Below are 25974 nucleotides of genomic sequence, written 5' to 3' on the forward strand. Positions count from 1 at the left end.
GGGCACCGCGCGAGGGACGAAAGAGGGATGCACTGATGGCGACGGGCAAGACCGCCGAAGGGTCGGGGAGCGGGAGCGGCTCTCTGGAGGAGGACCTGCTCCAGCGGGTCCGCGAGGTGGCGCAGGACTTCGTTCCGGCGTCCTCGTACGAGATCCGGGACGATCTGGGCGAGCTCATCAGCCGGGACCTGCTCGGCCCGTGGGACGGACCGGACGAGGAGTTCGACCACCGGGCCGCCGGCCCCCGCGACCGGTACCTGGTCGGGCGGATCGGTCCGAAGCGGGCCCTGAGCACCTCCCTCGCCGCCGCCGACGAGCAGCTTCTCGACGACTCCGACGGGGAGGGCGACGGTACCGACCAGGGGCTTCCGGAGCGGCTCACCACCCAGAACGCGGGGCGCATGTGGGCCTCGTCGATGGGCCTGATGTTTGCCCTCCCGGCGGCGGACCATGCGGCTGCGGTCACCGTGCGGGTCCGATGGGGGCAGTACCACCGGTCGCAGGTCCTGGGCGACGACGGCGTCGCGCGTGCCACCTGGACCCGGGAGCAGGTGGAGAAGCTCGTCACCGTCCCGGTCGACGGCGCGCCCCGCCAGGTCCTGCCGCTCACCGCCGACCAAGAGGACGCCCCCGGCGTGCGGCTGGTCGCGGAAGTACGCAACCGGCCGGGTGCCGCGGGACCGAGCCGCGTCGTCGAGCTGTCGCTCGTCAACGCGCAGGACGAACCCCAGCAGGCCAAGGACGCGGCCTGGTTGTTCCAGGCCGAGCTGCACGTCACCGCCACCGACGGCAAGGCGCCGGTCTTCCTGCCGATCTCCGATCCGCTGGACGAGGCCGAGGAAGCCGCCCAGGACGCTCTCGGAGCGGCTGACCTGGAGGAGCAGCACTTGACGCTGCTCTACCGCAACCACCTGAAGCATGCGGCGGGCCGCAACGTGGCCGTGGCGGTCACCATCGAGAGGGGGGAGCGCAGGGCCCACGCCCTCACGACCACCTGGCTGCCGGTCCACGACGTCCCGGCCACGATCGCCCCGTCCGGGGCGGACGCGCAGCACCTGGAGGGCATCGAGCTGTCCATGGACGAGCTCGCCGTGCTCCCTCCGGCCGCGCTGAGTGACGCCCTGGCTCCGCTCGCCAACGGCTACAGCGCTTGGCTCGACGAGCGAGAGGCTCAGGCGGAGCAGCTGACCGGGGCGCTGCGCACCAGCGCCCTCGACGCGGTGGGCCGGGCCCGTGATGTCGCCGTCCGGATCACCCTCGGCGTGGACGCCCTCTCGAACCCCGAACGCCCCGAGGTGCTGGAGGCGTTCCGCTTCGCCAACCGGGCGATGGCCCTCCAGCGCAAGCACACCGCCATCGCGGCGCTGCGGGAGCGGGAGGGCATCGCCTTCCAGGAAGCCAAGAAGCGCATCGACGCCAAGGGCGCGGAAGCCGCATCGTGGCGCCCGTTCCAGTTGGCCTTCGTCCTCCTCAACATCCGGGCGCTCGCCGACCCGACGCTGAAGGAGCGCGAGGCGGGTCCGGACGGCATCGTCGACCTGCTGTTCTTCCCCACCGGCGGCGGCAAGACCGAGGCCTACCTCGGTCTCGCGGCCTTCACCTTCGCCATCCGCCGCCTCCAGGGGACGATCGGCACGGGGGAGGACGCCCGCAGTGGCGAGGCCGGCGTCGCCGTGCTGATGCGGTACACCCTGCGGCTGCTGACCGCCCAGCAGTTCCAGCGGGCGGCGGCACTCGTCTGCGCCGCCGAGGTGCTGCGCCGCGAGGCCTACGACGGCGGCGACGTCCGCTGGGGGACCACCCCCTTCCGGATCGGCCTCTGGGTGGGCGGTGCGGTCTCCCCGAACAGTTTCGACGAGGCCCAGAAGCAGATCGCCGAGGCCAAGGACGCCGGGGACGGCAAGGGCGCGAAGGTGCTCCAGACGCTGGCCTGCCCCTGGTGCGGCTCCGCACTGAGCGCCCAGCGCGACCTGCACGCCGACGACGACCTGCGCCGCATCCTGCTCTACTGCCCCAACGGCGAGGGCAAGCAGGCCTGCCCGTTCTCGCAGCGCCGCTCACCGGGGGAGGGACTGCCCATCCTGACGGTGGACGAGGAGATCTACCGGCTGGCCCCCAGCCTGCTGATCGCCACCGTCGACAAGCTGGCGCAGCTGCCCTGGCGCGGCCAGGCGGGCATGCTGTTCGGGCGGGTCACCGACCTCTGCCCGCGGCACGGCTACCGGCACGCGGACCTCGACACCCGCACCAAGTGCGGGGACAAGCACCAGGCCAAGGGCAAGCACGCGGCCGTGAAGAGCAAGCCGGTGACACGGCTGCGCCCGCCGGACCTGATCATCCAGGACGAACTCCACCTGATCTCGGGTGCGCTGGGCACCACCGTCGGCCTCTTCGAGGCGGCGGTGGACGAACTGTGCGGCTGGCCGGCGCAGGACGCCTACGGCACCACCGTCCGGGTCGGCCCCAAGATCGTGGCATCGACGGCGACGACCAAGCGGTCGGCGGACCAGATCAGCGGCGTCTTCGCCCGGAAGTCGGCGATCTTCCCGCCCCAGGTCATCGACATCGGCGACACCTTCTTCTCCCAGCAGGTCGAGCTGTCGAAGGAGGCGCCGGGGCGGCGCTACCTGGGCATCTGCGCCCACGGAGTCCGTATGAAGCAGGCCGAGATCAGGGTCGCCGAGATCCTGTTCCTGGCCGGCCAGACCCTCTTCGACCGGCACGGCAAGCCCGCCGACCCCTATATGACGCTCGTCGGCTACTTCAACGCCACGCGGGAACTCGCCGGCATGCGACGCTTCCTCGACGACGACATCGCCACCCGCGTACGGATCCACGGAACCCGCAAGGGCCTGTCGAACCGCCTCCTGCGGCGCACGGAGATGCTGTCCGTCCAGGAGCTGACCTCGCGCATCTCCTCCGCGGACATCACCGAGGTGCTGTCCCGTCTGGAGGTGTCCTTCGACGAGTCCATGGACACCACCGTGCGGCGACAGGCAGTGGTCGACGAACTGCGGGCGGCCGCACAGCACAAGCAGCGCATCGACGTCTCGAAGCTCGGGCTGCGCAACGAGGGCACGGGAGCCGTCGACGCGGTCATCGCGACCTCCATGCTCCAGGTGGGGGTCGACGTCTCCCGCTTCGGCCTCATGATGGTCGTCGGCCAGCCCAAGAACACGGCCGAATACATCCAGGCGTCTTCGCGCGTGGGCCGTGACGCCAAGCGCCCCGGACTGGTCGTGGCGCTCTACAACTGGACGCGGCCTCGGGACCTGGCGCACTTCGAGAACTTCGGGCACTACCACGCCACCTTCTACCGGCAGGTCGAAGCCCTCTCCGTCACCCCGTTCGCCCGCCGGTCCCTGGACCGGACGACGGCGGCGGCCTGGATCGCCGCCGTGCGCAACGCGACCACGCCCCACTCCCGCAACCACGACGCCTACGACATCGACCTCGACGGCCCGGTCGCGCGGCAGGTCACCGAGCGGTTCCTGGCCCGCGCCGAGACCGTCGGCGGGCCGCGCGCCCGCACGTACCTCGGGGAGCGCATCGAAGTCCTCAAGGACGCCTGGGCACACAAGAAGCAGGGCTCCGCCCGCCTCGGATACGAGGAGGCGGCCTGGCAGGGCCAGCGACTCAGCGGACTCCTCAACAAGGCCACCGGGGCCACCTGGGACGAGCTCACGGTCGCGCAGTCGATGCGCGAGACGGAGAACGAGATCAACCTGCTGGTGCCGGGAGCCGGCCTCTACGACGTGGTCGGCGGAGCACCCGCATGGAGCTACGCGGCCGGGGCGGGCCAGACCGGCGCCGACGGCGAGGACTCGCCCGAGGGAGACGAAACGGGCGCCGTACTGGACGGCAAGGCCGCCACGGCAGGCCGGCAGGGGAAGAAGGCGTGAGCATGACGGACAAGACACAGCACCGGCGCCGGGTCGGATCCGTACGCCCCAGCCACCTGATGTACACGGGCGGTGTGGGCGCTCTGGTCGACCTGCCCAACTTCGCCGTCCTGGTGCGGGGCATCGACGACTGGCAGTACGACGCGTTCGAGTGGGCGGACCTGAAGGAACCGCGGCTGCTGCGGGCCGTCAACGGCCTGATAGGAGACCCGTACGGCGCCCAGGTCACCCAGTTGCGGCCCGCGCCCTGGATGGACGGCACGGACAGCGACCCCAACGGCCCCGCATCCCGCGTCGGCGTCCCCGTCCTGCCCTTCCCCCAGTGGCTGCGCTGCACCGCCTGCAACGCCCTCGGCGGCCTCGACTCGAAGATCTTCAAGTTCGAGAACGCCAAGCCCCGGCGCCCCGACCAGGCACGCTTCTTCCACGACAACTGCACCGCCAAGCGCAAGGGCAAGCGCCCGCTCGCCGTCGCGGCGCGCTTCGTCCTGGTCTGCCAGGCCGGACACCTGGACGACTTCCCGTACGCGTCGTTCGTCCACCGCGGCGGGAACTGCGCGGAGGCCAGCCACCCGCGGCTGGAGATGCTCGACCACGGCGGCAACCAGGCGGCCAACGTCAAGGTGCGCTGCGTGAACTGCAACAGCGAGCGCAACATCCGCGACGCCATGGGACAGCGCGGCGAGATCACCCTGCCCCACTGCCGGGGCCGCCACCCCCACCTGGCGACCTTCGACCCGGCAGGCTGCAAGCAGCAGCCCAAGCCGCTCGTCATCGGCGCCTCGAACCAGTGGTTCGCGCAGACGCTCAGCGTCCTGGCGGTGCCGCCGACCAGCGGCAGCGCCCTGCAGGGCAAGGTGGAACAGCTCTGGGAACAGCTGCAGAAGGCGAAGTCGCAGGAGTTCCTCGACATGGTCTGGGAGCTCCCGCAGTTCAAGCCGCTGCACCAGTGGAGCCAGTCCGAGGTGTTCGAAGCCATCGAGGCGTACCGGGCCGCGGGTGCCGAGTCCCAGTCCTCGGAGGCCGTCTCGTACCCGGACCTGCTCACCCCCGAGTGGGAGATCTTCACCAGTCCTCAGCTCCCGGAGCCGACCGAGGACTTCGCGCTGCGCGACGTTCCCGTACCGCCGGCCCTCGACGGGGTCTTCTCCCACGTCGTCCAGGCGGAGCGGCTGCGGGAAGTACGGGCGTTGATCGGGTTCACCCGGCTCGACGCCCCCGACCCCGAAGACCCCACTCTGGTGGCCCGCGCACCGCTCTCCCGCAGCCGCGTCCCCGCCTGGGTGCCGGCCAGCGAGGTGCGGGGCGAGGGCATCTTCCTGAGGGTCTCGGACGAGCTGATGGCCGACTGGGAGCAGCGGGTGGCCGACACGGCGGCGCTCAAGGCGCACCGCGACGCCTACGTGGAATTCCGCCGCAACCGCTACTCGGGCCGTGTCGAGGACACCGACGACCCGTTGCGGGGCTGGCCGGGCGCGCGGTACATCGCGCTGCACACGCTGTCGCACCTGCTGATCCGGGCCATCTCGCTGGAATGCGGCTACTCCTCGGCAAGCCTCTCCGAGCGGATCTACGCAGGCCGCGAGGACGACCGGCGCACCGGCATCCTGATCTACACTGCGGTCCCCGACGCCGAGGGGACCCTGGGCGGTCTGGTGGCCCTGGCCGAACCGGAGAAGTTCAGCAGGGTCGTACGGCGCGCGCTCCACGACGCCGAGCGGTGCTCCTCCGACCCGCTGTGCGCCGACCGGCTGCCCCGGCCTCCGCACGAGGACTTCCTGCACGGCGCCGCATGCCACGTATGCCTGTTCGTGTCGGAGACGACCTGTGAGCGCGGAAACCGGTTCCTGGACCGGCGGTTCATAGTGCCGATCGACGACCCGGATCTGGTGCTCCTCAAGGGCCTCACATGAGATGGGCACGGCTGCTCAAGGCCGCCGCGGAGGCGGAGGCGGCCGCAGGAGTCCTCGCGCTGGGTGCACTGGCCGACGGCATAGCAGCCGGACAGCCCCGCGCCACGCTGCTCACGGTCCGGTCGGCCTCCGCCTACACAGAGGCCGCGGCGGCCGTGCTCGATGCGATGGACGCGGACGGCCTGTCCCGGGAGGAAGCCGCGGCCTGCCTGCACGGGCTGGCCGCCGGCTACGCGCAGCGCGACCGGGAACAGGAGGTCTCCCTGGTGTGGAGCGGCCCCTCCTCCCACCGGGTGCCCGTACGGTCCACGGACCGGGCGCTCCTGGGGCTGATCGCCGAGGCACGGACAGAGCTGATCCTGATGACCTATTCGGCACGGCGGTACCCGCCCCTGACACAGGCGTTGCAGGACGCCTCGGCTCGGGGCGTCGGCCTGGACATCGTCGTGGAGACCCTGCAAGGCGCAGGCAGCGCCCTTTCCGGCGACGAGCCGGCGAGCGCGTTCACCGATGTGCCGGGAGCACGCCTATGGCACTGGCCCCCGGACAAGAGGATGGAGCTCGGAGCCAAGACGCACGCCAAGCTGGCCGTGGCCGACCGGCACACGCTCCTGACCACCAGCGCCAACTTCACGCAATCCGGAGTGGACCGCAACATTGAGGCCGGAGCACTCATCAGAGGGGGCTCCGCGCCGACGCGGGCCGCGGAACACGTGCTGGAACTCCAGCGCACGGGCGTCCTCCAGCGCTTCTGGTGACGTCCTTGCGGGCCGGACGAGATCAGGACCGATGCGAATCGCTCATTTACCTAAGTTCCTGCCGATCACGGACGACGCTCCCGGCGCGTGGCGGGCAATGGACATGACTTCTCCGAAGGGGGAGGGTCCGCCCGACGCGTAGGTTCCTCTCGTGCATCTCACCGCTCCGAATGCGCTGGTCTACCGGCGGTGATGCGGGCATGCCGTGCACCCGCTCCCTCCACAGTGCGCTGAGCCGGTTTCTGCCTGGGTCTTCAGCCGGCGGATAGGCGGAGCCCGATCTCGCTCCACTTCGGAGCTCGGGGGGAATCCTTGGTAGTGCGGCTAGGCAGAAGGGCTGGTCCGACTGGCGCCTTGACGCTCCGGGCGGCCAGCCAGCCGCTCAGTTCGAACCTAAGCTGACCTGCGAATATGCTGGCTTCCGCTCCTTGGGACGTGCAAACGATGACGCACCACGTGGAGTGCGTGGCGATCCTGGAGCCCGTCGAGAAGGCCCGCTGACCTGTCGTTCTCCGAGTGTGCGGTCTGGGCGTGACGCGCGGACCGCACCGTTTTGGGCGAGTCGTCATGCGTGTCCGGCCGTCCGGCTCGGCGGGCGGGAACTTCACTCCTTCGTCGCGGCCGGCACCTGGGCTTCGGCCTCAGGGTCGGCCGGCGTCGACCTGAGCCGCTTGACGAGTGGAGCCACGGCCTCGTGGAAGGCCTTGAGGGTGCCGACGATCTCGTCGACCGCGGCCACCGCCCGACTGAGCTCCTGGGCGATCTGCTCCGCCTTGTCGACGAGAACTCGGATGTCCGCTACGGGGTCGATCGTGAGCCGGCGGTTCATGCGCAACTTCTTTCTCCTGCGGGCGTGACTGCGTCGCACCCGCGGATCGAGGAGACGCGTCGTGGTAGATTTCACGGATTACCGGTGCTGTGAAACACAAGCTACACGGTTCACGAGGAGTCGGTGAAGTGAAAGCGGGATCCAGTTCGGCGGTGGCCTTCGGCCGCGTGTTGCAGGCAGTGCGCAAACGCTGGTCGAAGACCCAAGGCGATGTCGCCGGCTTCTTCGATCCCAAGCTCTCGGTGGCCGCTGTCTCGATGGCCGAGAGCGGCAGCCGCCCGCCCAAAACCGAGGCGATGGTCCGCGGCTACGCCGCCGCCCTGGAACTCGACGAGGATGCTCTGCTTCAGCTCTGGTGGGCGATGCAGGGGATGATCGGGATCGATATCTGGGCCGAGGACCTGCCGGTCCCCCGATGGTGGCGGGAGTACGAGGCGAGTCCTCAGGCAGAGTTCGACTACAACCAAGCCCTTAGTTACGCCAGAGGCAAGTGGACCCCGAACGAGGACTTCTATGAGCCCTCACTGGAGCTGTTCGCCCTCGCCGAGGCGATCCGCAGCATCCTGATGCGCCTGCTGGGCGACTCGTGGGAGGTTGGCTACAAACGCGAGATCGGCCTCCGCGACCCTGTCGACGGGCGCCGCGCAGCGGTCGTCATCGAACTGCGGGCAACGGATTCGGGCGGGGACGAGTCGGACAGGCCCCTCGAGCCGACGGTCACGTTCGCGTGCCCGGAACCCGCGGCCCGACCTGTCCCGTCCGAGTCGGCGGCGAGGACCAACACTGAGGCCATCGCGCCCGACGTGGCATGGATCCTCTCTGCGGTCGAGGCGATGCCCGCCCGCGAGCGGGCGGCCGTCGCCGGATTCATCCGTGGACTGCGAGAGGGAGCGAGCCTCTTCTCCGAGGAGGTCTCATCCACGCGTACGTCGCCCGGCGAGCGGTGACAGCCCAAGGTCCGGGTGGCCTCCGGGTTTCGCCGCGGGGCCTGGCGCCGGGGTGTGCCGTGCGTCGTCCGGCGTGACGCTCGCGGTTCAGCTGTACAGGTCCTTGGCCTGGCGGTTGATGCGGCGGACCGTCCAGGCCAGGACGGCCGCGGAGCGGACGGCCAGCCACAGGGTGTCGCCGTCAGGGCCGGCGGCCGGGTGGTACGCCACGTGCCACAGGTAGGGCGCCGTCACGAACCCCGCGGCCAGCGCGGGAGCCAGCCGCCACAGGACGAACGGGAGGGCCGCGTACCAGTCGAGGGACAGGGCCAGGAGGTCGTAGCGGGGCGCCCCCCGGTAGGCACCCACCAAGGTGGTGCCGACCAGTGCGGGACCCGCGAGCAGCAGCGCCGTGGCGTACGCACCGAGCGGTCCCGCGGGCGGACCGGACAGCAGGGCCGCGGCCCAGCCGACACCGCCGGCGGCCCAGAGGAACGCGACCGGTACCGCCAGGTGGGAGAGGGCCAGGACACCGGGCGACAGCGGCAGCAGCAGGGCGCGGCGCGGCCGGTCCGTGTCCTGGTAGGCGGGTTCGGCCAGCGCGACCGCCGCGAGGTACGGCGGTACGACGAGGAGCAGGCCCACGAACGCCGCCTTCACGGGGCTGACCGCAGCGTGGCCCGGCTCCGTCAACCAGTCGGCCACCACGCGGAACTGGGCGAACCCGGCGACCAGCGCGGCGCAGGCCAGGACCGGGCGCCAGGGGTGGCGCAGCAGGACGACCGCGTCCCGCCACAGCGGCAGCGCCCACCGGGAGCTAGGCATCGGGATCCGGGCCGTCCGCCGGCGCCGTCCGCCGGTCGACTGCAGGACGAGGGTCAGCGCGCGCAGGTCCAGCAGCGTCGCCCCCCGGGTGACCTCCCGCCCGGTGCGGGCCCGGGCGAGGAGCGCGTCCGTCGGGATGCCCGCCACGGCACGGAACGCCTCCCGTAGGGCACCCGCCGCACACGCGGCGAGGCAGGCCAGCGCCGCCGCCCAGGCCAGGGTCGGGCCGTGCCCGGCCGCCGTGGCGACGGCCGCGCCCGCCCAGCCCCAGGGGCCGGACCAGGCCGCCACCTCGGTCACCTCGGGCGCCGAGGTTCCGCAGGCGAGCACGGTCGCTCCGGCCAGTGCCAGACCGCCACCGAGCAGCCGGACCCGGCCCGCCAGGACGGGGCGGGCCTCGGCCACGGCGCCCAGTCCGACCGCGAGGCAGGCCAGTGCCAGGTGGGCGAGGAGCGCCACGGGAAGGACCTCGTACCGCTCCTCGCCCTGTAGGGCCAGGGCGAGCGCGACGGTCAGCGCACCGGTGGGCAGGGCCACCGCGCAGGCGACTGCCACGGCCCGCACCAGCCGGGGGCGCAGCAGCCGGCCCCGGTCGCCGGGCAGCGGCAGGAGCCAGGTGATCTCGGCGGGGCTGAGCAGTACCGGCCCCAGCCGCACGCACAGGGCGATCTGGCCGGCGAACAGCAGCAGCGTGGTGCCGACCACGCCGGCTCGGGCAGCCGCCCCGCCGGACCATCCCAGTCCCTGGCCGATGCCCGGTGCCGCCTGGACCAGGCCCGCGAGCACCACCAGTGCGGAGACGGCCGCGCACGCCCAGGTCCACACGTCGTCGAACCGGGCCCGGCCGGCCCCGCGTTCCCGTCGGGCCCGCGCCGCGGTGGCCACGGCCGCGGCCGTGGCGTCCCGGCCCTCGGCGGCGCTTTCGGTGGTCACCGCCACGGTGAGACCTCCGCTACGCCGGTCACCTCGGCGGGGGTGCCCAGGGCGGCCGTCCGGCCCCGGTCCAGGAGCAGTACCCGGTCGGCCGTCTCCTCGACGGTGGCGCGGTCGTGCGAGGCCAGCAGTACGGCCGTGCCGGCGGCCTTCGCCGCCCGCAGTGCGGCGGCCAGCCTGCGCCGGGCGGCGGTGTCCAGGCGCTGCTCGGGCTCGTCCACGACGATCAGGCGGGCCGGACGGACCAATACCGAGGCGAGCAGCAGCATTTGGCGCTGCCCCGCCGACAGGGCATCGGGGAAGGCGTCGCCGCGGTGGTCCAGGCCGAGCTCGGCCAGCACCCGGTCGGCGACGGCGTCCGCCCGGGTGCCCAGGCCGTGGGCGGTGGCGACCATCCGTATGTGCTCCGCGACGGTGAGGTCGGGAAAGCATTCGGCGCCGTCGAGGAGCAGCCCGACGTCCCGCCGGAAGGCGGGGTCCGCCTCGCGCGGTGCGGCCCCCGCGAAGCGGACCTCGCCCCGGTCCGGCTGCTGGCGGCCCACGCAGACGCGCAACAGGGTCGACTTGCCCGAGCCGTTGGCGCCGGCGAGGGCCAGACAACCGCCGGGCTCCAGGGCCAGGGAGACGTCGGCCAGGACGGTCTCGTCGGCGTAGGCGACGTGGATGTCCTGCGCGTACAGCAGGGCTGCGTTCCGGGCGGTGTCCTCGGCGGTGTCGTTGGCGGTGTCCTCGGCGGCGTCAGTCACGCCCGTCCCCCTTCGCGGCCGGCACCGGCCGTGGCCCGCAGCAACCGGGCAGCGACCTCCGCCAAAATGTATTCATCATGCACGAATATACCCATGCGATTGAGGGTCATATGGGCGTGGGAGATCAACAAGCCGGACCGGAGCGATGCGTCGGCCGGGCCGAGGGGCAGGAGGGTGGCCAGCGCCTCGGCCCACGGCGACACCGCCGAGGCCCGTGCGGTGAGCGCCGGAGCGCTCACCCGCCCGCGCGACACCAGGAGTTCGGCCCAGTCGGCGGCGTGCTGCGCCAGCAGTTCCGAGGGGAACACCTCCTGCGGGGCGGACCGGGACCAGCCGCTCCAGTAGTCGGCGTGGGCCCGCAACTGAACCAGGACGGGATCGGCTTCGCCGCCGCCGTCCGGCTGCCCGCCCCCGTCCGGCTGCCCGCCCCCCTGCGCCTGCCCGCCCTCCTGCGGCGCCCCGGCGCCGGCCGACGCCGCGGCCTTGAGCAGGACTTCGATGCCCAGCAGCCGCAGCCGCAGCTCGTCCAGCCCCGACCCGGCGGCGCGCAGGGCCAGTTCGCTGGAGAGCGTGAACACCTCCTCGGTCGCCTCCAGCGCCGCCCCGGTGCCGTAGCGGTCGGTCTCCGGCACGTAGCCGGCCGCGTGCACGCCGGGCGGTAGCACCGTCGCGGCGAGCCGCCGGTCCACGGTCGGGTCGGAGGCGACCGACGCCGCCGCCAGGTCGCCGATGGAGGCCAGGTAGCCCTCGGGGTCGTGACCGTCGCGGGGCACGTCGGCGAAGGCCCGCCGTACCGCCGCGTCCAGCGCGTCGGGCATGGCGGCACGGCCGGCACCGGGCCGCGGCAGCAGCCGGATCCGCAGGTGCGGCCCGCCCTCCCAGTAGCGGATGAAGAACCACCGGTGCAGCAGCCCGGCCGCGCGCAGCGGGGCGAGCAGCGCCGGGAGCTGCTCCCGTACCAGCGGCGTGAGCCGGTCCGTACCCTCGGCGTCGGCGGGTACGTGTACGTGCCAGGACAGCCAGCCGTCGGGGTTGGGGACGGGGGTGCTCATGCAGCGCCTCCGGGGAAGCGGCGGACGTCGAGGGCGGGCTCGGTGAACCGGTTCGGCCCGCAGGCCAGTTGGTAGACCGGCACCCGGTCCGGTGCCAGGCCCAGCGCGGTGGCGGCGCCCTCGGCGTCGTAACTGCGCAGCGGCCGCGCGAACAGCCCGTGCGCGGCCATCGCGTACGACAGGTGCTGGGCCGTCCAGCCCGCGGCGGCCAGCAGGTCGGCCGCCACCCGGGGCGCGGGCGCGTCCGACGTACGGCAGGCGGCCGTCAGGTCCGCGGTGACCAGCCACACCAGGTTGCACGCGTCGAGTTCGAAGGCGAGGCCGGGTGCAGCGGCGGAGTCGACGAGGAGCGCACCGCGCGCGGCCCCGAGCTCTCCGACGCGGCGGGCCGTGCCGTCGAAGCCGATCTCGTAGCAACCGTCCGCCACGTCCTCCACCTCGCGCACCCAGCAGAACAGGCCGAGGGTGGAGCGGGCGGGCAGCAGGGCGCCGAGGCCACGGCCGCTGCCCGCGAGGGTGTTCAGGGCCGAGTGCCACAGCGCGGCGGGCGCCGGGCGGTGGGCGCCGGTGAAGCCGGAGACACCGCGCGGGGCCCGGCCGCTGTTGCGCGCCCAGACCACCTGGTTCCACGTCGTGCACCGGAACCGGCGGACGGCGAGGCGTCCGGTGACGGGGTTCCCCCGGGGTCCGGCGACGGGACCGGCGGGCCCTGAGGGCCCTGCGGCTCAGGGGTCATGACGTAGCCGGGCACGGCCGCGCCCGGCAGCGATCCGGCCCACGCCTCGGTGGCTCCGGACGGCCCCGCGACGCTCAACGGGCGGCCCAGCGCCCTGCCCAACAGGGCGAGCGAGGCCAGGACATGACCGGTTTCCAGGCCGGTCAGCACGGTGCGCAGCGGTCCGTAGAACGACGGCAGGGCATCGGGGAGCGCGAACGTCCGGATGTGGTCGCCGCCTCCGCCGTAGCCTTCGCCCCCGGGCACGCCGAGGGCGTCGCCCGCCTCGGGCCGCGGGAAGCGGCCGACGCCGCCCTCCTGGGCGACCAGCCGCACCGGGAACTTGGCCCGTGGCGACGGATACGCCCGGTGTTCGGGATACGGGTTGTCGACCTCGAAGCGCACCGGAGCACTGACGGTGGCGGCCACTTCGTACAGGGACACCTCCGAAGCGGGCGCCGCGGCCGGCCAACGGGTCCGCGCCAGCAGGTCCCAGCGCGCGGGCAGGCCGCCACCGACCGCGTCGGCCGCCAGGGCGGCGACGGCCGAACGCACCCGCTGGCGCTCGGGGCGTGCTTCGGGGTCCACCCGGGTGTCACCGGACGGCACGGCCATGAGGATCGCCTTCAACGAGGCGTGGCGGGCCGGGTCGGAGCCGGGCTCGGGGGCGGGAGGGGGAGGGGGCGCAACGACCACGGAGGACAGCCACTTCCTTTTCCTTCGTGCGGAACGGGGACGGGCAGACGGACTACGGACGACTACGGACGACCGGGACTGCGACTGGGACCGGGACCGGGTCCGGGACCGGGTCCGGGACCGGGCGGGGTACGCAGGGCCCCGCCCGGCACCGGCACGCCGGTCAGGGGAACGGGTGCACCGTGAGCCGTTCCAGGGAGAGCTCCCCTTCCCCCGCCGCCGCGAGCAGCCGGGGCAGGCCGAGCACCCGCTGGTGCGCGAAGCCGAAGGCCAGGGGGACGCTTCCGGGCACCAGGACCCGTACGGCGCGCAGCCCGGCGGCCCGGTGCTCGTGCCCGGTCTGGTCCACGACCAGTACCTCGTCCATGCCCGCGTCGGCCAGCAGCCCCAGCAGCTGCCGCCGGGCCTGCCCGAGCGTCGCGGCCCCGAGCAGCGGGGAACGCGGGAACGCCTCGGCCAACGGCACCGACGGGCCCGCCAGATACGGCTCGAAGGCGTCGGCGGCCTCGGGCACGGAGTACCACTCGATGTGGTGGTCGAGGTCGGTGACGTTCCAGCGGTCCGTACGCAGTCGGCGGGCCCGCTCCGGTGAGGGGGCGATGACGTTCCCGAGGACCAGCGGGGCCAGTTCCGCGACCGCCGCGCGTACCGCCTCGGCCGGATCGGGGTGGGCGGCGGCCGTCGTCAGACTGTACTTGTCCGGCGAACGGGGGTTGCGGGCCAGCGCCCACACCGCCGGCACCGGCACGTCCCGGGTCAGGACCAGCAGGTCCACCTCGTACCCGGCGCGGCGCATCGCGGCGCGCAGTTCGACGGTGGTGGGGTCGGTGACCGAACGCCAGTCGATCCGGGGGACCGGCCGCCCCGCCCACCAGGTCAGCAGGAACGCGTCGCGCTCGAGGAGCTCGAGCAGGGCGTGCAGTGCCGCCTCGTCGAGGGTGGCGCCGAGCGCACAGCCGTTGGAGGACTCGTACAGCACCCGTCCCCACTTCTGTCCGGGCCGGGGCTCGGGATGGACGTGGTAGGAGCCGGCCTCCAGCGGCACCCAGCATTCCTCGTCGGTGCCCCAGGCGCGGGCGGGGATCCAGCGCAGGACGTCGTCCGGGGAGAACGGATCGACCCGGCAGGAGGGGTGGCCGTACTGCTCCGGTGCGAGGTGGCCGAGCCGACGCGGGTCCAGGGCGCGCCCGGGCAGTTCCCGGTACGGGGCGCGGACCGGCCGGGCCGCGCTGACGACGGCCTCCGACCCGGAACGCTCCAGGCGCTCCAGCAACGCCAGGCGGGAGGCTGCTGCGACGGTGCGGCCACGGCCGTAGCCGGCGGCTTCGGAGGCCTTGCCGTGCCGGGCGTGGACGGCCGCGACCAGGGAGGCCGGACTGTCGGGAACCGGCTGGAGGCCGATCACCGGGCCGTAGCGGCTGTCGACGAGCAATGCGGTGAGCGTCGACACCGACAGGTCCGGCCCCGGTACCTGCCGCAGCGCCCCGTCGAGCGTAGGGTCCGCGCCGCGGCGGGAGCCCGCGCCCGGGCCGGCGCCGTCGTCCACGCCCGGGCCGGCGCCGTCGTACACGCCGCTGTCCACGTCGGCGTCTGTGCCGCGGCCTGCGTCTGTGCCGCGGCCTGCGTCTGTGCCGCGGCCTGCGTCTGTGCCGCGGCCTGCGTCCGCGTCCGCGTCCGCGTACACGCCACACTCCGCGTCGGCATCCGGACCCGGGACCTCGTCCGCTTGCCGACCGAGGACGGCGCCGGCATCAGCCCCCGGCGCGGCGCCCCCGCAGCCCGGGCAGCCGGTCTGCGGCAGCACCCGGTGCCGGGAGCTACCGGCCGGCCCCACCACGACCGTTTCCCCCGGTCCCGGCGGCTGTCGGCGGACCAGCTCGCAGGCGGCGGCCAGCGCGGCGGCCGAGGCGCGGGCCAGGCCGGGCCCGGCCGAGAGCCGTCGCGGCGGGTCCGTGATGCCGCGCGTCCGCAGGTGGGCGGAGACCTGGCACAGCGGGCAGCCGACGGCCGCGTCCCGCTGCCACAGCGGTCCGATCTCCACCTCGGCGCCCCACAGGCGCACGGGCAGCAGGGGCAGGCCCAGGCGTTGGGCCTCGGCCATCCGCTGCTGCTCCCAGTCCGCGTCGTGGCCGGCCACCAGCGCCACCAGCGCGGCCCGTTCTCCGACCAGTTCCGCCAGCAGGGCGGCGGCCTGCGGCCACTCGGTCCCGGTCGCGGCGTGCACCGCGAGCCGCCCGGTCACCGGTCGCCCCGCGCGTCACGGACCAGCGTGCCGTGCACCAACGGGTGCGCGCCGAGCAGCGGGTCGTGGGCGGCGGGCCGGAACCCGACGCCGTGACCGAGCAGTTCGGCGGCCAGTTCGTGCGGCCGCGCCGATGCGGCCAGCTCCTCGGCGATGCGGCAGTCCGGGCCGAGCGCCCCGGCCAGCTCGGGGTCGTGCCCGGCGAGCTGTGCGCGGGCCCGGGCGGCGGCCCGTGCCGCCTCCGACGCGGCCGCGCGGTCCCGGCCCCAGGCAGTGCCGTGCCACTCCGCGGGCCGTCCCGCCGCGCCGCCGTCCCGGTCGCCCTCCGCCCCGACGGGCAGGACGAGCGCGGCCTCGGCGCACACCAGGCCGCCGGGGGCCTCGTGCAGGCGGTACCGCCAGGAGGCGCCGGGCGGAGCCGTCCGTCCCGCATCGCCCTCCTGCCAAGGCACACGCCCGTCCGCCTGCCGGTCGAGGGCGGCGAGCCGCAGTGCCGCGTCCAGCAGGGCCGCGCCTTCGGTGGTACCGGCCCCGCCCTCCGGGTCGGGGCCGCGCAGGAAGGCCCGTAGCGCCGCGTCGTCCGCCTCTCCGCCGGTGGCTCCCCAGCCCGCGGCGGCGCGACCGTCCGGCGTGCCGGGCCCGGGGACCACACGCGCCAGGCATACCGGCAGTTGGGTCCAATCGGCCGGGGTGTCCGTCCGGTACCGGCCGATCAGTGCCGCCGCATCGGGGCCGTCGGCGTCGCCGGCGTCGGTGAGGTCGAGCGAACGCCAGCCCAGCGGACGGGAGTCCACCACGTGCACGGTGCGCGACCCGCGGTCGACCAGTCCGGTGATCTCCTTGAACGCCTGCTCGGCGGCGATCTGGGCGGCGAGCCGGGCGGCGGGTTCGGCGGCCGCCGCGTCCGGCACCGGAGGCGCACCGGCGGCCGACGTTCCGGTCGTCAGCCGGTCGCGCAGGGCCGCAAGGGCTGCCGGGGCGGCCGCCAGCGCGGACGAGACGACCCACGTGCGACTGCCGGCCGCTTCCACCCGGACGGCCAGCCCCGGGCCGGTGACGGCCGCGGCCCCGGAGGCACCCCGGTCGCCCTCCTCCGTCCCGCCGACCAGCCGTACGCGCACGCCCCGTGCGACGAGGGCGGCTTCGACGGTCGCCGCCTGCGGCCACGCCGCCCCGACCGACACCTCGGCCGCCGCCAGGGCGCGCAGTGCGGCGGCGGGGTCGTCGCTGTAGCTCTCCACGTACGCCACCGCCTCCTCGGGGAGGCCGGGCGGCGCCTCGTACGCGTCGATCAGGGCTCCCTGGGCCCGCATCTGGGCGATGACCCGCTCGATGAACGGCGCCGCCTTCGGGTTTCCGGCCGCGTCCACCAGGTCGGCCGTCGTACGCGGCTGCTCCAGGGCCCGGATCCAGGCGCAGGCGGGTTCGGCCAGGGGCGCGGGCAAGCGCAGGGTGAAGGCCCCGCGCGGGGTCTGCACGAACACCCCCTCCGAGTAGGCCCCGTACACGGTGCTGGGGCGGAGTTTCACGCGCATGTCAGGAGGGCCTCGCTGTGAGTCGGTCCTGCCAGGTCTCGCCGAGCCGCTCGTCGACGGCGTGGGCCAGGCAGTGGCAGTACAGGTATCGGTTGAGCGGTGTGACGCCGAGCCATTGCAGGGTCTCGTAGAGCCAGTTCACGAGCACGCGGTACGCCTGGAAGGCCGGAGGCGTGCGCTCGCCGAAGCCGAGTTCGGCGAGCCGCCGGTGGAAGGCGCTCGGCGCTCCGTCGGTGCCCGGACGACCGGTGCCCCGACGACCTGCGTCCGGACGACCCGCATCCGGACCACCCGCATCCGGGTCGGCTCCGGCTCCGGCGGGGCCGGCCGGGCCTCCGAGCACTTCCTCCAGGTCCCCGTGCAGCCGCGGGTCGCGCAGCTCGGCGAGCGCGGTGGCGCAGGCGGCGTACCCGGGAAGCTCCTCGGGCCGGTGCAGGGCACTGTCGACCAGCTGCCCGGTCTGCGGCGCGTACCGTCCGGCCGCGGCGGCGAAACGGCCCCGCAGCTCTTCGCCGTCGGGCCGGGAGGCGAGGAACGCCTCGGTGTGGGAGCGGAACGACAGGGATCCGAACCGCGCGCCCCCGGGGTACGAGGCCGCCAGAGCCGCCATCCAGCGCAGCGCGGCGCCCGGGGCCCTGGACCGCGCGGCCGCCGGGTCTGCGGGCAGCAGGCCGGCCAGCTCACGGGCGAGCGCGGTCAGGAACCGGTGCCGCACGGCCTGCACCGGGCCCGGTACCACGGTGTCGGTGGACACGAGCACCGACCCGTGCGGGTGGGGCAGCTCGTGGCGGACCGCCACGCCCTCGGCCCGGGCGAGTGCGCCAGCCCGGCGCGCGTACTCCTCGGGCGTCCAGGCACGGCCGTGCCCGGAAGCGGTGGCGAGCCGTCGGCGAGCCTGGGCCAGGACGTCGGCGGCGGGGGCCGCGTGGCCCAGGTGCAGGGCCAGGTGGGGTCCGCCGTCCCAGTGCCGGGTCGGGAAGCACACCTCCAGGGCCGGGTCGGCGGCGAGACCGGCGACCAGGGGCAGCGCCCCCTCGGTGAGCAGCGGCAGCGTGTCGGCACGGTAGTCGTGGACGCGCAGGGTCGTCAGCACGCGGAGCCCTCCTCGTGGCAGGCAGGGGTACCGGGACCGGCGCTTCGACCGGCCTCGGACCCGAAGGCGGCGTCGGCGCGGGGCGTGTCCGCCCCGGCCAGGTCGAACTCGTAGACCGCTTCGCGCACGTGGTGGCCCGCCACCGGTCCGGGCAGGCATTCCTCCAGGTACGGATGGGTGAAGTCGGCGGCGTCCTTGGCGAAGGAGGCCAGGCCCAGCACACCGGCCGTGTCCACGTAGCGGGGCTTGGGCTGGGACACGGGGCGGGAGGTGACGTCGGGCACGAGCGCCTCGCCGCGCTCCCATTCCGGCAGTTGTTTGACGAAGAACCGTGCGGGCACGCCGTGTTCGGCCCGCAGCCGCACCAGCCGGTGCAGGTCGTCGGACGATCCCCGGTGGGTCCCGGTCAGGACGCCGGCGTCCGGCAGGTACCAGCGGCGGCGCTGGAGCACCAGGTTGCCGTGGCGGAGCCGGGGCACGGCGATCACGCCGTCGGCGCCGGGACGGGCGCGCTCGCGGAAGACGTGGTCGTAGGCGCACGCGATCACGCCCCCGCCTTGGAGCCACAGGGCGATCCGGCTGGGCGCGGGCATCAGGTCCCAGCGGGTGGAGCCGACGGTGATCGGGCGCAGGCCGCGCGGGGTCCGCCAGCGCAGTCGGCCGGCCGGACCCTCGTCGACGAGGACGGCGCCCGCCCAGTCGTGCGCGGTCATCTCCTGCTCGAGGAGCGGGGGGTGACAGCCGGTGTTGAAGCCGTGGGCGGCCCGGTCCTCGGCGACCGCGGGGCCCAGGACGCGGCGCAGCCGGGCGCGCAGCCCGGCGGTGGCGGCACCGCCGGCGGCGGCATCGGCCGCCAGGAACCGGGCCGCCGTGGCGCCGTAGCCCCCGAACCAGCCGTTGGCGGCCCACTGGCCGTCCGCGTACTGGGCCATCAGGGCGTACGAGGCGCCGTCCGCGTGGAGGTGATCGGGCAGGGCGGCGGCCCAGGTCCTCAGGTGCTCGTCCTCGACGACGGCATCGACGCCGTCCCCCGCCGCGACGGCAGCCTCGAACAGGTCGGCCAGGTCCGCCAGCACGCGCCGCCGGAAGGTCCACAGGCCCACCGCCGCCGCCCGGCTGTCCGGGTCGAGCGGTGCGTCGGCGTCCCCGGCAGCGGCCGAGGTGGCGAGCCGGGCGGCTTCGGCGGCGAGGGTCTCGGCCTCGGCCACCAGCCGGACCGCCCCGCCGCGGGCACGGACCGCGGCCTGGAGGCCGATGCGCAGGTCGGCCTTGAGGTCGAAGGCCCCGAGCACCGGCAGCAGGGCCGTCGCAGCGGCGGCCGGGGACGCCTCGGGTCCGGGGAGGGGCGGCAGGACGGCGACGGCGTCCTCGTACAGCTGCGGTGCCAGCGCGTCGGCGTGCGGCAGCCGGGCCGCCGCCGTACGGAACCGGGCGTGCAGGGCGGGCCGGTCGGCCGCGGTGTCGGTGGCCAGGAGCGCGGTGGTCTCGGCCAGTTCCGCGACGACGGCGCGCAGACCGCCGTGAGCGGCGTCGTCTTCGACCGCGCCCCCGGTCTCTCCTGTCGCGGTCTCGGGCAGAGCGTCGTGACATGCCGTCAGGAAGTCGGGGTCCTGGTCGTCCACGGGCAGCGCGGAGCCGAGCAGCCCGGCCCGGAGCGCCGCGCGCATGACCTGTTCGGCCCGGGCGGCCGGGCAGTCGAGGGCCTCGGCGAGCCGCCCGGCCACCTCCTCCCACGCGTGGACGCCGAACCGGGCGACGGCGGTGAGTTCGATCAGTTCGCGGGCTCGGCGCAGCGTCACCTTGCGGGGGCGGGGATGCGCCGGGGTGATGGCCATGAACGCCAGCTCGCCGGGCGCGGCCGGCAGCAGCGGAGCCAGCCGTACGGGGCACCCGGGCTGCGGCGCGGGTTCCAGGGCGGACAACACGGCGCCGCGCTGGACCTCCACCGTGCGCAGCGCGACGGTGGGCGGCGCGGTCGCCCAGCGGACGGCGGACGCCCCGGGCACGGACGCCGAGCCCGCTTCGGGCGCAGGCCCCGCTTCGGGCACAGGCTCCGCTTCGGGCACAGGCCCCGCTTCGGACGCCGGCCCGTCCTCCGCGGCCGAGAGGGCGACCGCGGTGAACCGGGAGCGCGGGCTGGTCCGGGTCATGGCCCGCAGTGCGTACGCGGTGATGCGCGGTTCGGACTTGCGGTCCGCCCGCACGGTGTCGTCGCCGCCGGAGTCGGCGTACCGCCGGACGGCGGCGCCCAGGGAGGGGCTGATCAGTTCGACGGAGGAGGCGAGCGCCTCCTCGGCGCAGAGCAGGCTCAGCGCACGGCGCTCGTGGGCCCCGGCGGCCGCCCGGTCGTGCGCGACCTGCTCCAGCAGCGTGCGGTAGGCCTCGGCGGCTGCCTGCCAGTCCGCGACGGCCGGAACGGTCGCGGCGTCACCACCGGGGGCCGCCGCGGGGAGCGGAGTGAGGGGCTTTTCGCGGATCCTGCGGCGCACGCGCAGGTGTGCGGCGGGGGCGCCGACCGCGCCGGCCGACTCCGCGAGGGAACCGTCGGCGAGGCGTGCCGCCACCAGGGCGCGGTCCGCGGCCGCGGCGAGACGGTCCCACGCGGCGGCGGTCTGTGGCCGTACGAGCGGGGTGTACGGCAGGGGGTTGACCCGTGTGGTGGCCGTGTCGGCCACGACGAATCGCCGCATGGCAGGCGGTGCCCTTCTGGCTTGCCCGGCCCACCGGAAGCGGGGCCCGGCCGGGAGTGGTTCCTGTCGGCTGGCACGCCGGGGGCCGTGACCGGCCCCCGGCGGCGAATCAGCTGCTGCTGCTGCAGCAGGAACAGCTGGCCCGACAGCACGAGGCTCCGCTGGAGGCCCCCATCACCGGCAGACCGGTGGTGTCGGGCACATCCTCGATGGCGATCTCTTCGAGGGAGAACTCCTCGAAGTCGATGTCCAGAGCGTCCATGACGCCTCCTTGGATTCGTGGGCCCACGACCGGGTACGTCAAGGGTTCTCGACGAGCGGCCGGTGACCGGTTCTTGTGGACAGGTCACCGACGCTACGATCCGGTGATCTTGGCGACCAAGAGGCGTATCAGACATTCCGCTTCTGTCCGTAAAGGCCCGAGATCTCCCGGTTTTCCGGGCCGTTATGGCCGGGGCCTGAGTGATGCAAGGTGCTCGGGGATGGCTGAACTCCGCCGGAAATTTCTGGAATGATGCATGCCATTTCAGTCACCCGCAGGGCGCACGGAGGCCCGCCCCGTGCTCGGGGGACGTCTACGGATGCACCTCGAGGTCACGGGCGAGGGGCCGATCCCCGGTGCCCCGCTCCCACGCCCGCCGCGGATCACCTCAACGGGGAGTCCGCGGCGGGCTTTTGCCTTCCCGGTGCGCCGGCGCAGTGGCGGGGGCGGGTCAGGCGAGGGTGAGGGGGAGGGTGGTCAGGCCGCGGGTGAGGCGGGTTCGGCGCCAGGTCAGGGATTCTGCGGGGACGGCCAGGCGCGTGTTCGGGAAGCGGGTCACCAGGGCGCGGAGGGCGACTTCCGCCTCGGCCCGGGCCAGGGGGGCGCCCGCGCAGCGGTGGATGCCGTGGCCGAAGGAGAGGTGGCCGCCGGCGTCGCGGTCGAGGTCCAGGTGGTGCGGGTCCGCGAATGCGGACGGGTCGCGGTTCGCGGCTCCGGGGGCGATGAGCACCGGGAAGCCCGCCGGGATGTCGATCCCGCCGATGCTCAGGTCTTCCGTGCTGTGACGGAAGGTGGCCACGCTCACCGGGGAGTTGAAGCGCAGCAGTTCGTCGAGCGCGCCGGGGATCAGGTCCGGGTCCCGGCGCAGGCGGTCGAACGCCTCCGGGTGCCGGAGCAGGGCCAGGACGGCGTTGCCGATGAAGTGGGTGGTGGTCTCGTGGCCGGCGACCAGCAGGAGGGCGGCCAGGGAGACGGCCTCGTCCCGGTCGAGGCCGCCCTCGTCGCAGTCGCGCAGGAGGGAGCGGAGCGGGCCGTCGCCGGGGGTGGTGCGGGCCGTGTCGACGAGGTCGGTCAGGTAGTCGCCGATCCGGTGCGACGCGGCGTCGACGCGGTCGGTGTCGGTCGCGTCGAAGAGGGCGTGGGACCAGTCGGCGAGCGTGGCGCGGTCGGACTCCGGCACGCCGAGGAGTTCGCAGACGACGGTGACCGGCAGGGGCACCGCCAGGTCCGCCACCAGGTCGATGTCCGTGCCCGGTCGCCACGCGGTCATGAGGTCGTCCACGACCCGGGAGATGAACGGGCGCAGTTCCCGGACGCGGCCGGTCGTGAACAGCCGGGTCGCCACCCGTCGGTGGCGGGTGTGCGCCGGGGGATCGCTCGCCAGCATGTTGCGGGAGATCGCCGGGTGCAGGTCGCGGTTCGAGGGCCGGTCGGCGAAGAAGCGGGCCGTGTCCTTGGACAGGCGGGGGTCGGTGAACGCCTCGCGGGCCTCGGAGTGGCCGGTGATTACGTACGCGTGGTGTCCGCCGGAGCCGGTGGGGATCCGGCTGACCGGGCAGCCTTCGCGCAGCCGGTCGTAGGTGGGGTAGGGGTCGGCGAAGAAGCGCGGGTCGCGCAGGGGGTCCTGCCGCGGCGCGGTCACGAGGCCGCGCCCGCGTGCTCGGGTGCCCGGTGGGGCACGTAGGCGTTCGCCACGAGCAGCAGCCACGCGGTCTCCGCCGGGAGGTCGCCCTTGCGGGAGGCGGTGCCGGTGGCGGGCGGGGCCTCGTCGCCCTCGGGGACGGTTCCTGCGTGCTTCGCGGCGACGGCCGCGGCGATGACCGCCGCTTCCACCTCGGCGTCGCCCTCCGGGGCGTCGGCCGCGCCCCGACGGGCGACCTCGGCGGCCGCGGCGTCCCGTACCGCTGCCTGACGGTACCGGCGCAGGGCCAGCACGCCGTCGTTGATCTCGATGACCCGGCGGTGCAGGTGGAAGTCGAGGTCGTGGGTGTCGGCGTCGGTGCTCCCCGGGTCGAGCACGACCTCGGGGACCGCCGAGGTGACCTCCCGCCACAGGGGTTCCAGCGCGGTGAACGAGTTCCGTTCCCAACGGCGGCGGCGCAGTTGGCTCAGCGGCCACAGCAGGGCGGGGAGGGTGAGCCCGACGGTGATGAGGAGCACGGCGACGGCGGGCGCGCTCACGCTGAACGCGCAGCGGAAGGGGGTCAGCGGCGTTGAGCACCGGGCGTGGTCGGGCACGAGCCCCAGACCGAGGCCGATGGAGACCAGGGCGAAGAGCTTGTACGCGGCGTAGACGAGGGCGAAGCCGCAGCCCACCGACGTCGTGCGCAGGCCCCAGCGCTGGCTGCGTCGCGCCGAGCGCTTGGACTGGGCCCAGGTCTGCAGCAGGAAGTCCTTGGCCGTGTACCCCAGGAAGGAGATGTAGATGAGTACGTAGCACGCGTACAACGCCGGGTTGCGGCCCGTGAGTTGCTCGGCGGCGAAGAAGACGGTCATGCCGGCGACGGAGATCGCGAGGGCGATGACGCGCAGTCGGATCTGCCGGTGGGCCCGCTCGCGGTCCAGGTTGAGCTGGAAGAGGAAGGCGAGGACCGAGGTGGCCGCCGTCAGGGTGAAGGTGTTGCTGAGGAGCCGGGCGACGTGGGGGACCACCGATTCGACCGCGCGCTCCACGGCGGGGGCGTAGGAGGCGAAGGCGAGGGCGAACGAGGTCAGCAGCGCCGCCATCGCCCAGGTGCCCGTGGGGCGGTGTCCGCCGCGGCCCCGCACCCAGTAGGCGGCGAAGCACAGCAGTACGACGGCCGTGCCCGTGAAGAGGATGTTGATCATTTCCGGTGGCGTTTCTTCCTGTGTGGCTTGGCGAACAGCGCGTCCCAGCTCTCGGCGCCGCTGGCGGGCCGGCTCGACGGGCCTTCGCGTCCCCGGTACATGAGTTGTCGGATCACGCTGGCCATCACCTCGGCCTCGCGTTCGTCCTCGCTGGTGTAACTGGTGCGGCCGGACATGCGCTGCACGAGGGTGGGGTTGAACCCGATCGCGCGCAGGGTGTCCTGGTCCAGTTCGAGACTGCCGGGGTGGTCGCAGATGATGTGGCTGATCTCGTGGGCGAGGATGTGGTTCTGATGGAGGGGCGACGTGGCCTCCTCGTAGAACAACAGGTCGGCGTCCGGGGTCTCCAGGCGGATGCCGCACGGAGCGTCCAAGGCGCCCAGGGTGCTCAGGGGGCGCAGGATGATGGGGCGTCCGCGTTGTTCGGCCACGGCGTCGCGCAGGTCGCGGGTGCTGAAACGGTGCGGGAGCCGAAGCGCCTCGACGCGTGCCTCACACGCGGCGCGAAGCTGCTCAAGGTCCATGTCCTCACTCTGGTGACGCCGTTCGGGGACGGTCGGCCGTGGCGAACCTCCCCCCGGAAGCCCGGTACGCGCGCCCATGTTGGCATGTTCGCCGCCTCGTTCCGAGGGCGGGGGGCGGCCGGAGAGGCGCCGTGCGGACCGGGATGCCGGGCTTGTGCCGGGAAACGCCGGATGCCCCCCTGGCGATGAGCGGCTACAGAGGGGCGTGGTGTCGTCGGGCCCGGCGCGAGCCGGAAGCGGCGGCCTAGTCGTCCAGGTTCAGGCCCTGCGCGGGGTCGTCGGTGGTGAGCCCCTCGAGTCTCCGGGCCTGCTCGATCACGGTGGACAGCATCTTCAGGCTGTCGACGCTCAGGCCGTTGGCGCGCAGGGCCACCTTGCGGACGTCCTGGTCACGCATGGCGGCGAGGAGGTCGATCTCGGCCTTGGTGCGTTCGGCCGTCGCGCTGTCGACGAAGTAGCCCGCCGGTACGCCGAAGAAGTCGGCCAGGGCCTTGATGGTGTGCCGCGTCGGGTTCCGTTTGGTGCCGGTGCGCAGTTGCTGGATGGCGCTCGCCGTCACCCCGCGTCCCTCTCCGGTCGCGGCCTTGCGGATGCCCTCGGCGACCTCCGCGTAGGTGTAGGGCCCCCGGGACGGGGGGTGCACCTCGCGGAAGAGGTGGTCCAAGAGCTGGGCGAAGGTGGGCGACTGGTCAGCCTCCATGTACACGACCTCCTAGGCGTGATGCCGAGCCTATGCCCACCACAGTGTTTCTCGAAGCCCCTCGGGCCGGCACCGGCAACACTTTGGTTGACGCCGGACAGTCACTCTGGTGTACGTTACCAACGCTGCTTCGCCACTGAAGTGTCGAGGGGGTGGTGGCGGCGGCGCCAGCCGGGTCGGGGTTGAGCTTCACGGGGGTGAGCTCGGCCAACGGCCCGGGCGCCGCGGCTACGTCGCGCCGGCGGCTCGTTCGCCGATCAGGCCGAGGTGCTGGCCCAAGGGCCGTTGGGGGCCAGTTCCGTCAGTACGTCGAGGAGCTGCGGTGGCTCGACCGGGTCGGGGAGGTCGTCCAACTCGCGCCACGGCACCCATCGGTGCTCCTGGAGCTGCTCGACCTCGTACTGTTCCAGTCCGCCCGGGCGGACTTCGGGGGCCGAGGAGAGCAGGCACAGGAAGAAGGCTTCCTCTCCGGCGAAATCCACGCCGTTCCAACTCAGCTTCCGCGCAACGATGATGGAGCGCTCGCCGATGGGGGCGTCCCGGAGTCCGGCCTCCTCGTCCAGCTCCCGCCGGGCCGCAGCGAGCGGGTCCTCGTTCGCCTCGATGCCGCCGCCCGGCGGCTCCCAGATGTGGTTCCCGGTCGCGGGATCGCGCCAGCGCAACAACAGGATCCGCTGGTCGGAATCAACGCACACGATGCGGACGGAGGGGCGGGGGGACTCCATGCGGCCCAGCGTACCCGGAGGCCGTTCGGGCCCGGGGTGTGCGCCAAGGCCGCCCGCCTTCTCCTGAGAACCGGCCCCG

20 protein-coding genes are annotated in these 25974 nt (G+C 73.9%); 4 read left to right on the plus strand and 16 right to left on the minus strand.

Annotated features, from left to right (window positions below; translation table 11 throughout):
• The first annotated feature begins 35 nt into the window (after positions 1–35).
• Genes drmA through drmC form a run of 3 tightly spaced genes read left to right on the plus strand, consistent with a single transcriptional unit; the run spans position 36 to position 6573 of the window.
• Positions 36–3902, plus strand: a complete 3867-nt coding sequence (gene drmA, locus OG594_RS32550) for a DISARM system helicase DrmA (protein ID WP_266605881.1) — start codon at positions 36–38, stop codon at positions 3900–3902.
• Between the two features lie 2 nt (positions 3903–3904).
• Positions 3905–5815 carry a DUF1998 domain-containing protein gene (gene drmB, locus OG594_RS32555; protein ID WP_266605883.1) on the plus strand — a complete coding sequence of 637 codons (1911 nt, stop codon included), beginning with the start codon at positions 3905–3907 and terminating at the stop codon, positions 5813–5815.
• The gene (gene drmC / locus OG594_RS32560; RefSeq protein WP_266605885.1) at positions 5812–6573 is read left to right on the plus strand and encodes a DISARM system phospholipase D-like protein DrmC; all 762 of its coding nucleotides are present in this window, start codon (positions 5812–5814) and stop codon (positions 6571–6573) included. Before drmB ends, drmC begins: the two co-directional genes overlap by 4 nt.
• 604 nt (positions 6574–7177) lie before the next feature.
• Here drmC and OG594_RS32565 read toward each other — a convergent pair.
• Positions 7178–7402 carry a hypothetical protein gene (locus tag OG594_RS32565; RefSeq protein ID WP_266605887.1) on the minus strand — a complete coding sequence of 75 codons (225 nt, stop codon included), beginning with the start codon at positions 7400–7402 and terminating at the stop codon, positions 7178–7180.
• 128 nt (positions 7403–7530) lie between these two features.
• On the opposite strand from OG594_RS32565, the gene OG594_RS32570 reads away from it, so the two are divergent.
• Positions 7531–8349 carry a hypothetical protein gene (locus OG594_RS32570; RefSeq protein ID WP_266605889.1) on the plus strand — a complete coding sequence of 273 codons (819 nt, stop codon included), beginning with the start codon at positions 7531–7533 and terminating at the stop codon, positions 8347–8349.
• Positions 8350–8436: 87 nt separating this feature from the next.
• On the opposite strand, the gene OG594_RS32575 is transcribed toward OG594_RS32570, so the two are convergent.
• The 15 genes from OG594_RS32575 to OG594_RS32645 form a co-directional block, all read right to left on the minus strand.
• Entirely contained in the window at positions 8437–10086 is a 1650-nt protein-coding gene (locus OG594_RS32575) for a DUF6297 family protein (protein ID WP_266605891.1), read from the minus strand.
• Positions 10083–10832 (minus strand): ABC transporter ATP-binding protein, encoded by a 750-nt coding sequence (locus OG594_RS32580; RefSeq protein WP_266605893.1) that lies wholly within the window; start codon positions 10830–10832, stop codon positions 10083–10085. Before OG594_RS32580 ends, OG594_RS32575 begins: the two co-directional genes overlap by 4 nt.
• On the minus strand, positions 10829–11884 hold the full coding sequence (locus tag OG594_RS32585) for a lantibiotic dehydratase C-terminal domain-containing protein (protein ID WP_266605895.1): 1056 nt from the start codon (positions 11882–11884) through the stop codon (positions 10829–10831). Before OG594_RS32585 ends, OG594_RS32580 begins: the two co-directional genes overlap by 4 nt.
• Positions 11881–12504: a hypothetical protein gene (locus tag OG594_RS32590; protein WP_266605897.1), complete on the minus strand. Its 624-nt coding sequence runs from the start codon at positions 12502–12504 to the stop codon at positions 11881–11883. The genes OG594_RS32585 and OG594_RS32590 overlap by 4 nt, the downstream gene beginning before the upstream one ends.
• Complete coding sequence (locus OG594_RS32595; protein ID WP_266605899.1) at positions 12405–13295, minus strand: hypothetical protein; 891 nt, start codon at positions 13293–13295, stop codon at positions 12405–12407. Before OG594_RS32595 ends, OG594_RS32590 begins: the two co-directional genes overlap by 100 nt.
• 163 nt (positions 13296–13458) lie before the next feature.
• Entirely contained in the window at positions 13459–15537 is a 2079-nt protein-coding gene (locus tag OG594_RS32600) for a YcaO-like family protein (RefSeq protein ID WP_266605901.1), read from the minus strand.
• Entirely contained in the window at positions 15534–17072 is a 1539-nt protein-coding gene (locus tag OG594_RS32605; RefSeq protein WP_266605903.1) for a hypothetical protein, read from the minus strand. Before OG594_RS32605 ends, OG594_RS32600 begins: the two co-directional genes overlap by 4 nt.
• Position 17073: 1 nt before the next feature.
• Positions 17074–18165 (minus strand): hypothetical protein, encoded by a 1092-nt coding sequence (locus tag OG594_RS32610; protein ID WP_266605905.1) that lies wholly within the window; start codon positions 18163–18165, stop codon positions 17074–17076.
• On the minus strand, positions 18159–20855 hold the full coding sequence (locus OG594_RS32615) for a hypothetical protein (RefSeq protein WP_266605907.1): 2697 nt from the start codon (positions 20853–20855) through the stop codon (positions 18159–18161). Before OG594_RS32615 ends, OG594_RS32610 begins: the two co-directional genes overlap by 7 nt.
• A gap of 109 nt (positions 20856–20964) precedes the next feature.
• Positions 20965–21117, minus strand: coding sequence for a thiazolylpeptide-type bacteriocin (locus OG594_RS32620; RefSeq protein WP_266605909.1), 153 nt, complete (start codon positions 21115–21117; stop codon positions 20965–20967).
• Between the two features lie 451 nt (positions 21118–21568).
• Complete coding sequence (locus tag OG594_RS32625) at positions 21569–22759, minus strand: cytochrome P450 (RefSeq protein WP_266605911.1); 1191 nt, start codon at positions 22757–22759, stop codon at positions 21569–21571.
• Positions 22756–23946: an MAB_1171c family putative transporter gene (locus tag OG594_RS32630; RefSeq protein ID WP_266605913.1), complete on the minus strand. Its 1191-nt coding sequence runs from the start codon at positions 23944–23946 to the stop codon at positions 22756–22758. Before OG594_RS32630 ends, OG594_RS32625 begins: the two co-directional genes overlap by 4 nt.
• A complete protein-coding gene (locus OG594_RS32635; protein ID WP_266605915.1) occupies positions 23943–24470 on the minus strand; it encodes a regulator component in 528 nt (175 codons plus the stop codon). Before OG594_RS32635 ends, OG594_RS32630 begins: the two co-directional genes overlap by 4 nt.
• A gap of 244 nt (positions 24471–24714) precedes the next feature.
• The gene (locus OG594_RS32640) at positions 24715–25170 is read right to left on the minus strand and encodes a helix-turn-helix domain-containing protein (protein WP_266605917.1); all 456 of its coding nucleotides are present in this window, start codon (positions 25168–25170) and stop codon (positions 24715–24717) included.
• A gap of 257 nt (positions 25171–25427) precedes the next feature.
• Positions 25428–25895, minus strand: coding sequence for an NUDIX hydrolase (locus tag OG594_RS32645; RefSeq protein WP_266605919.1), 468 nt, complete (start codon positions 25893–25895; stop codon positions 25428–25430).
• Positions 25896–25974 lie beyond the last annotated feature (79 nt).

It is taken from the genome of Streptomyces sp. NBC_01214, from assembly GCF_026340975.1.
In the GTDB taxonomy this organism is placed as follows: domain Bacteria; phylum Actinomycetota; class Actinomycetes; order Streptomycetales; family Streptomycetaceae; genus Streptomyces.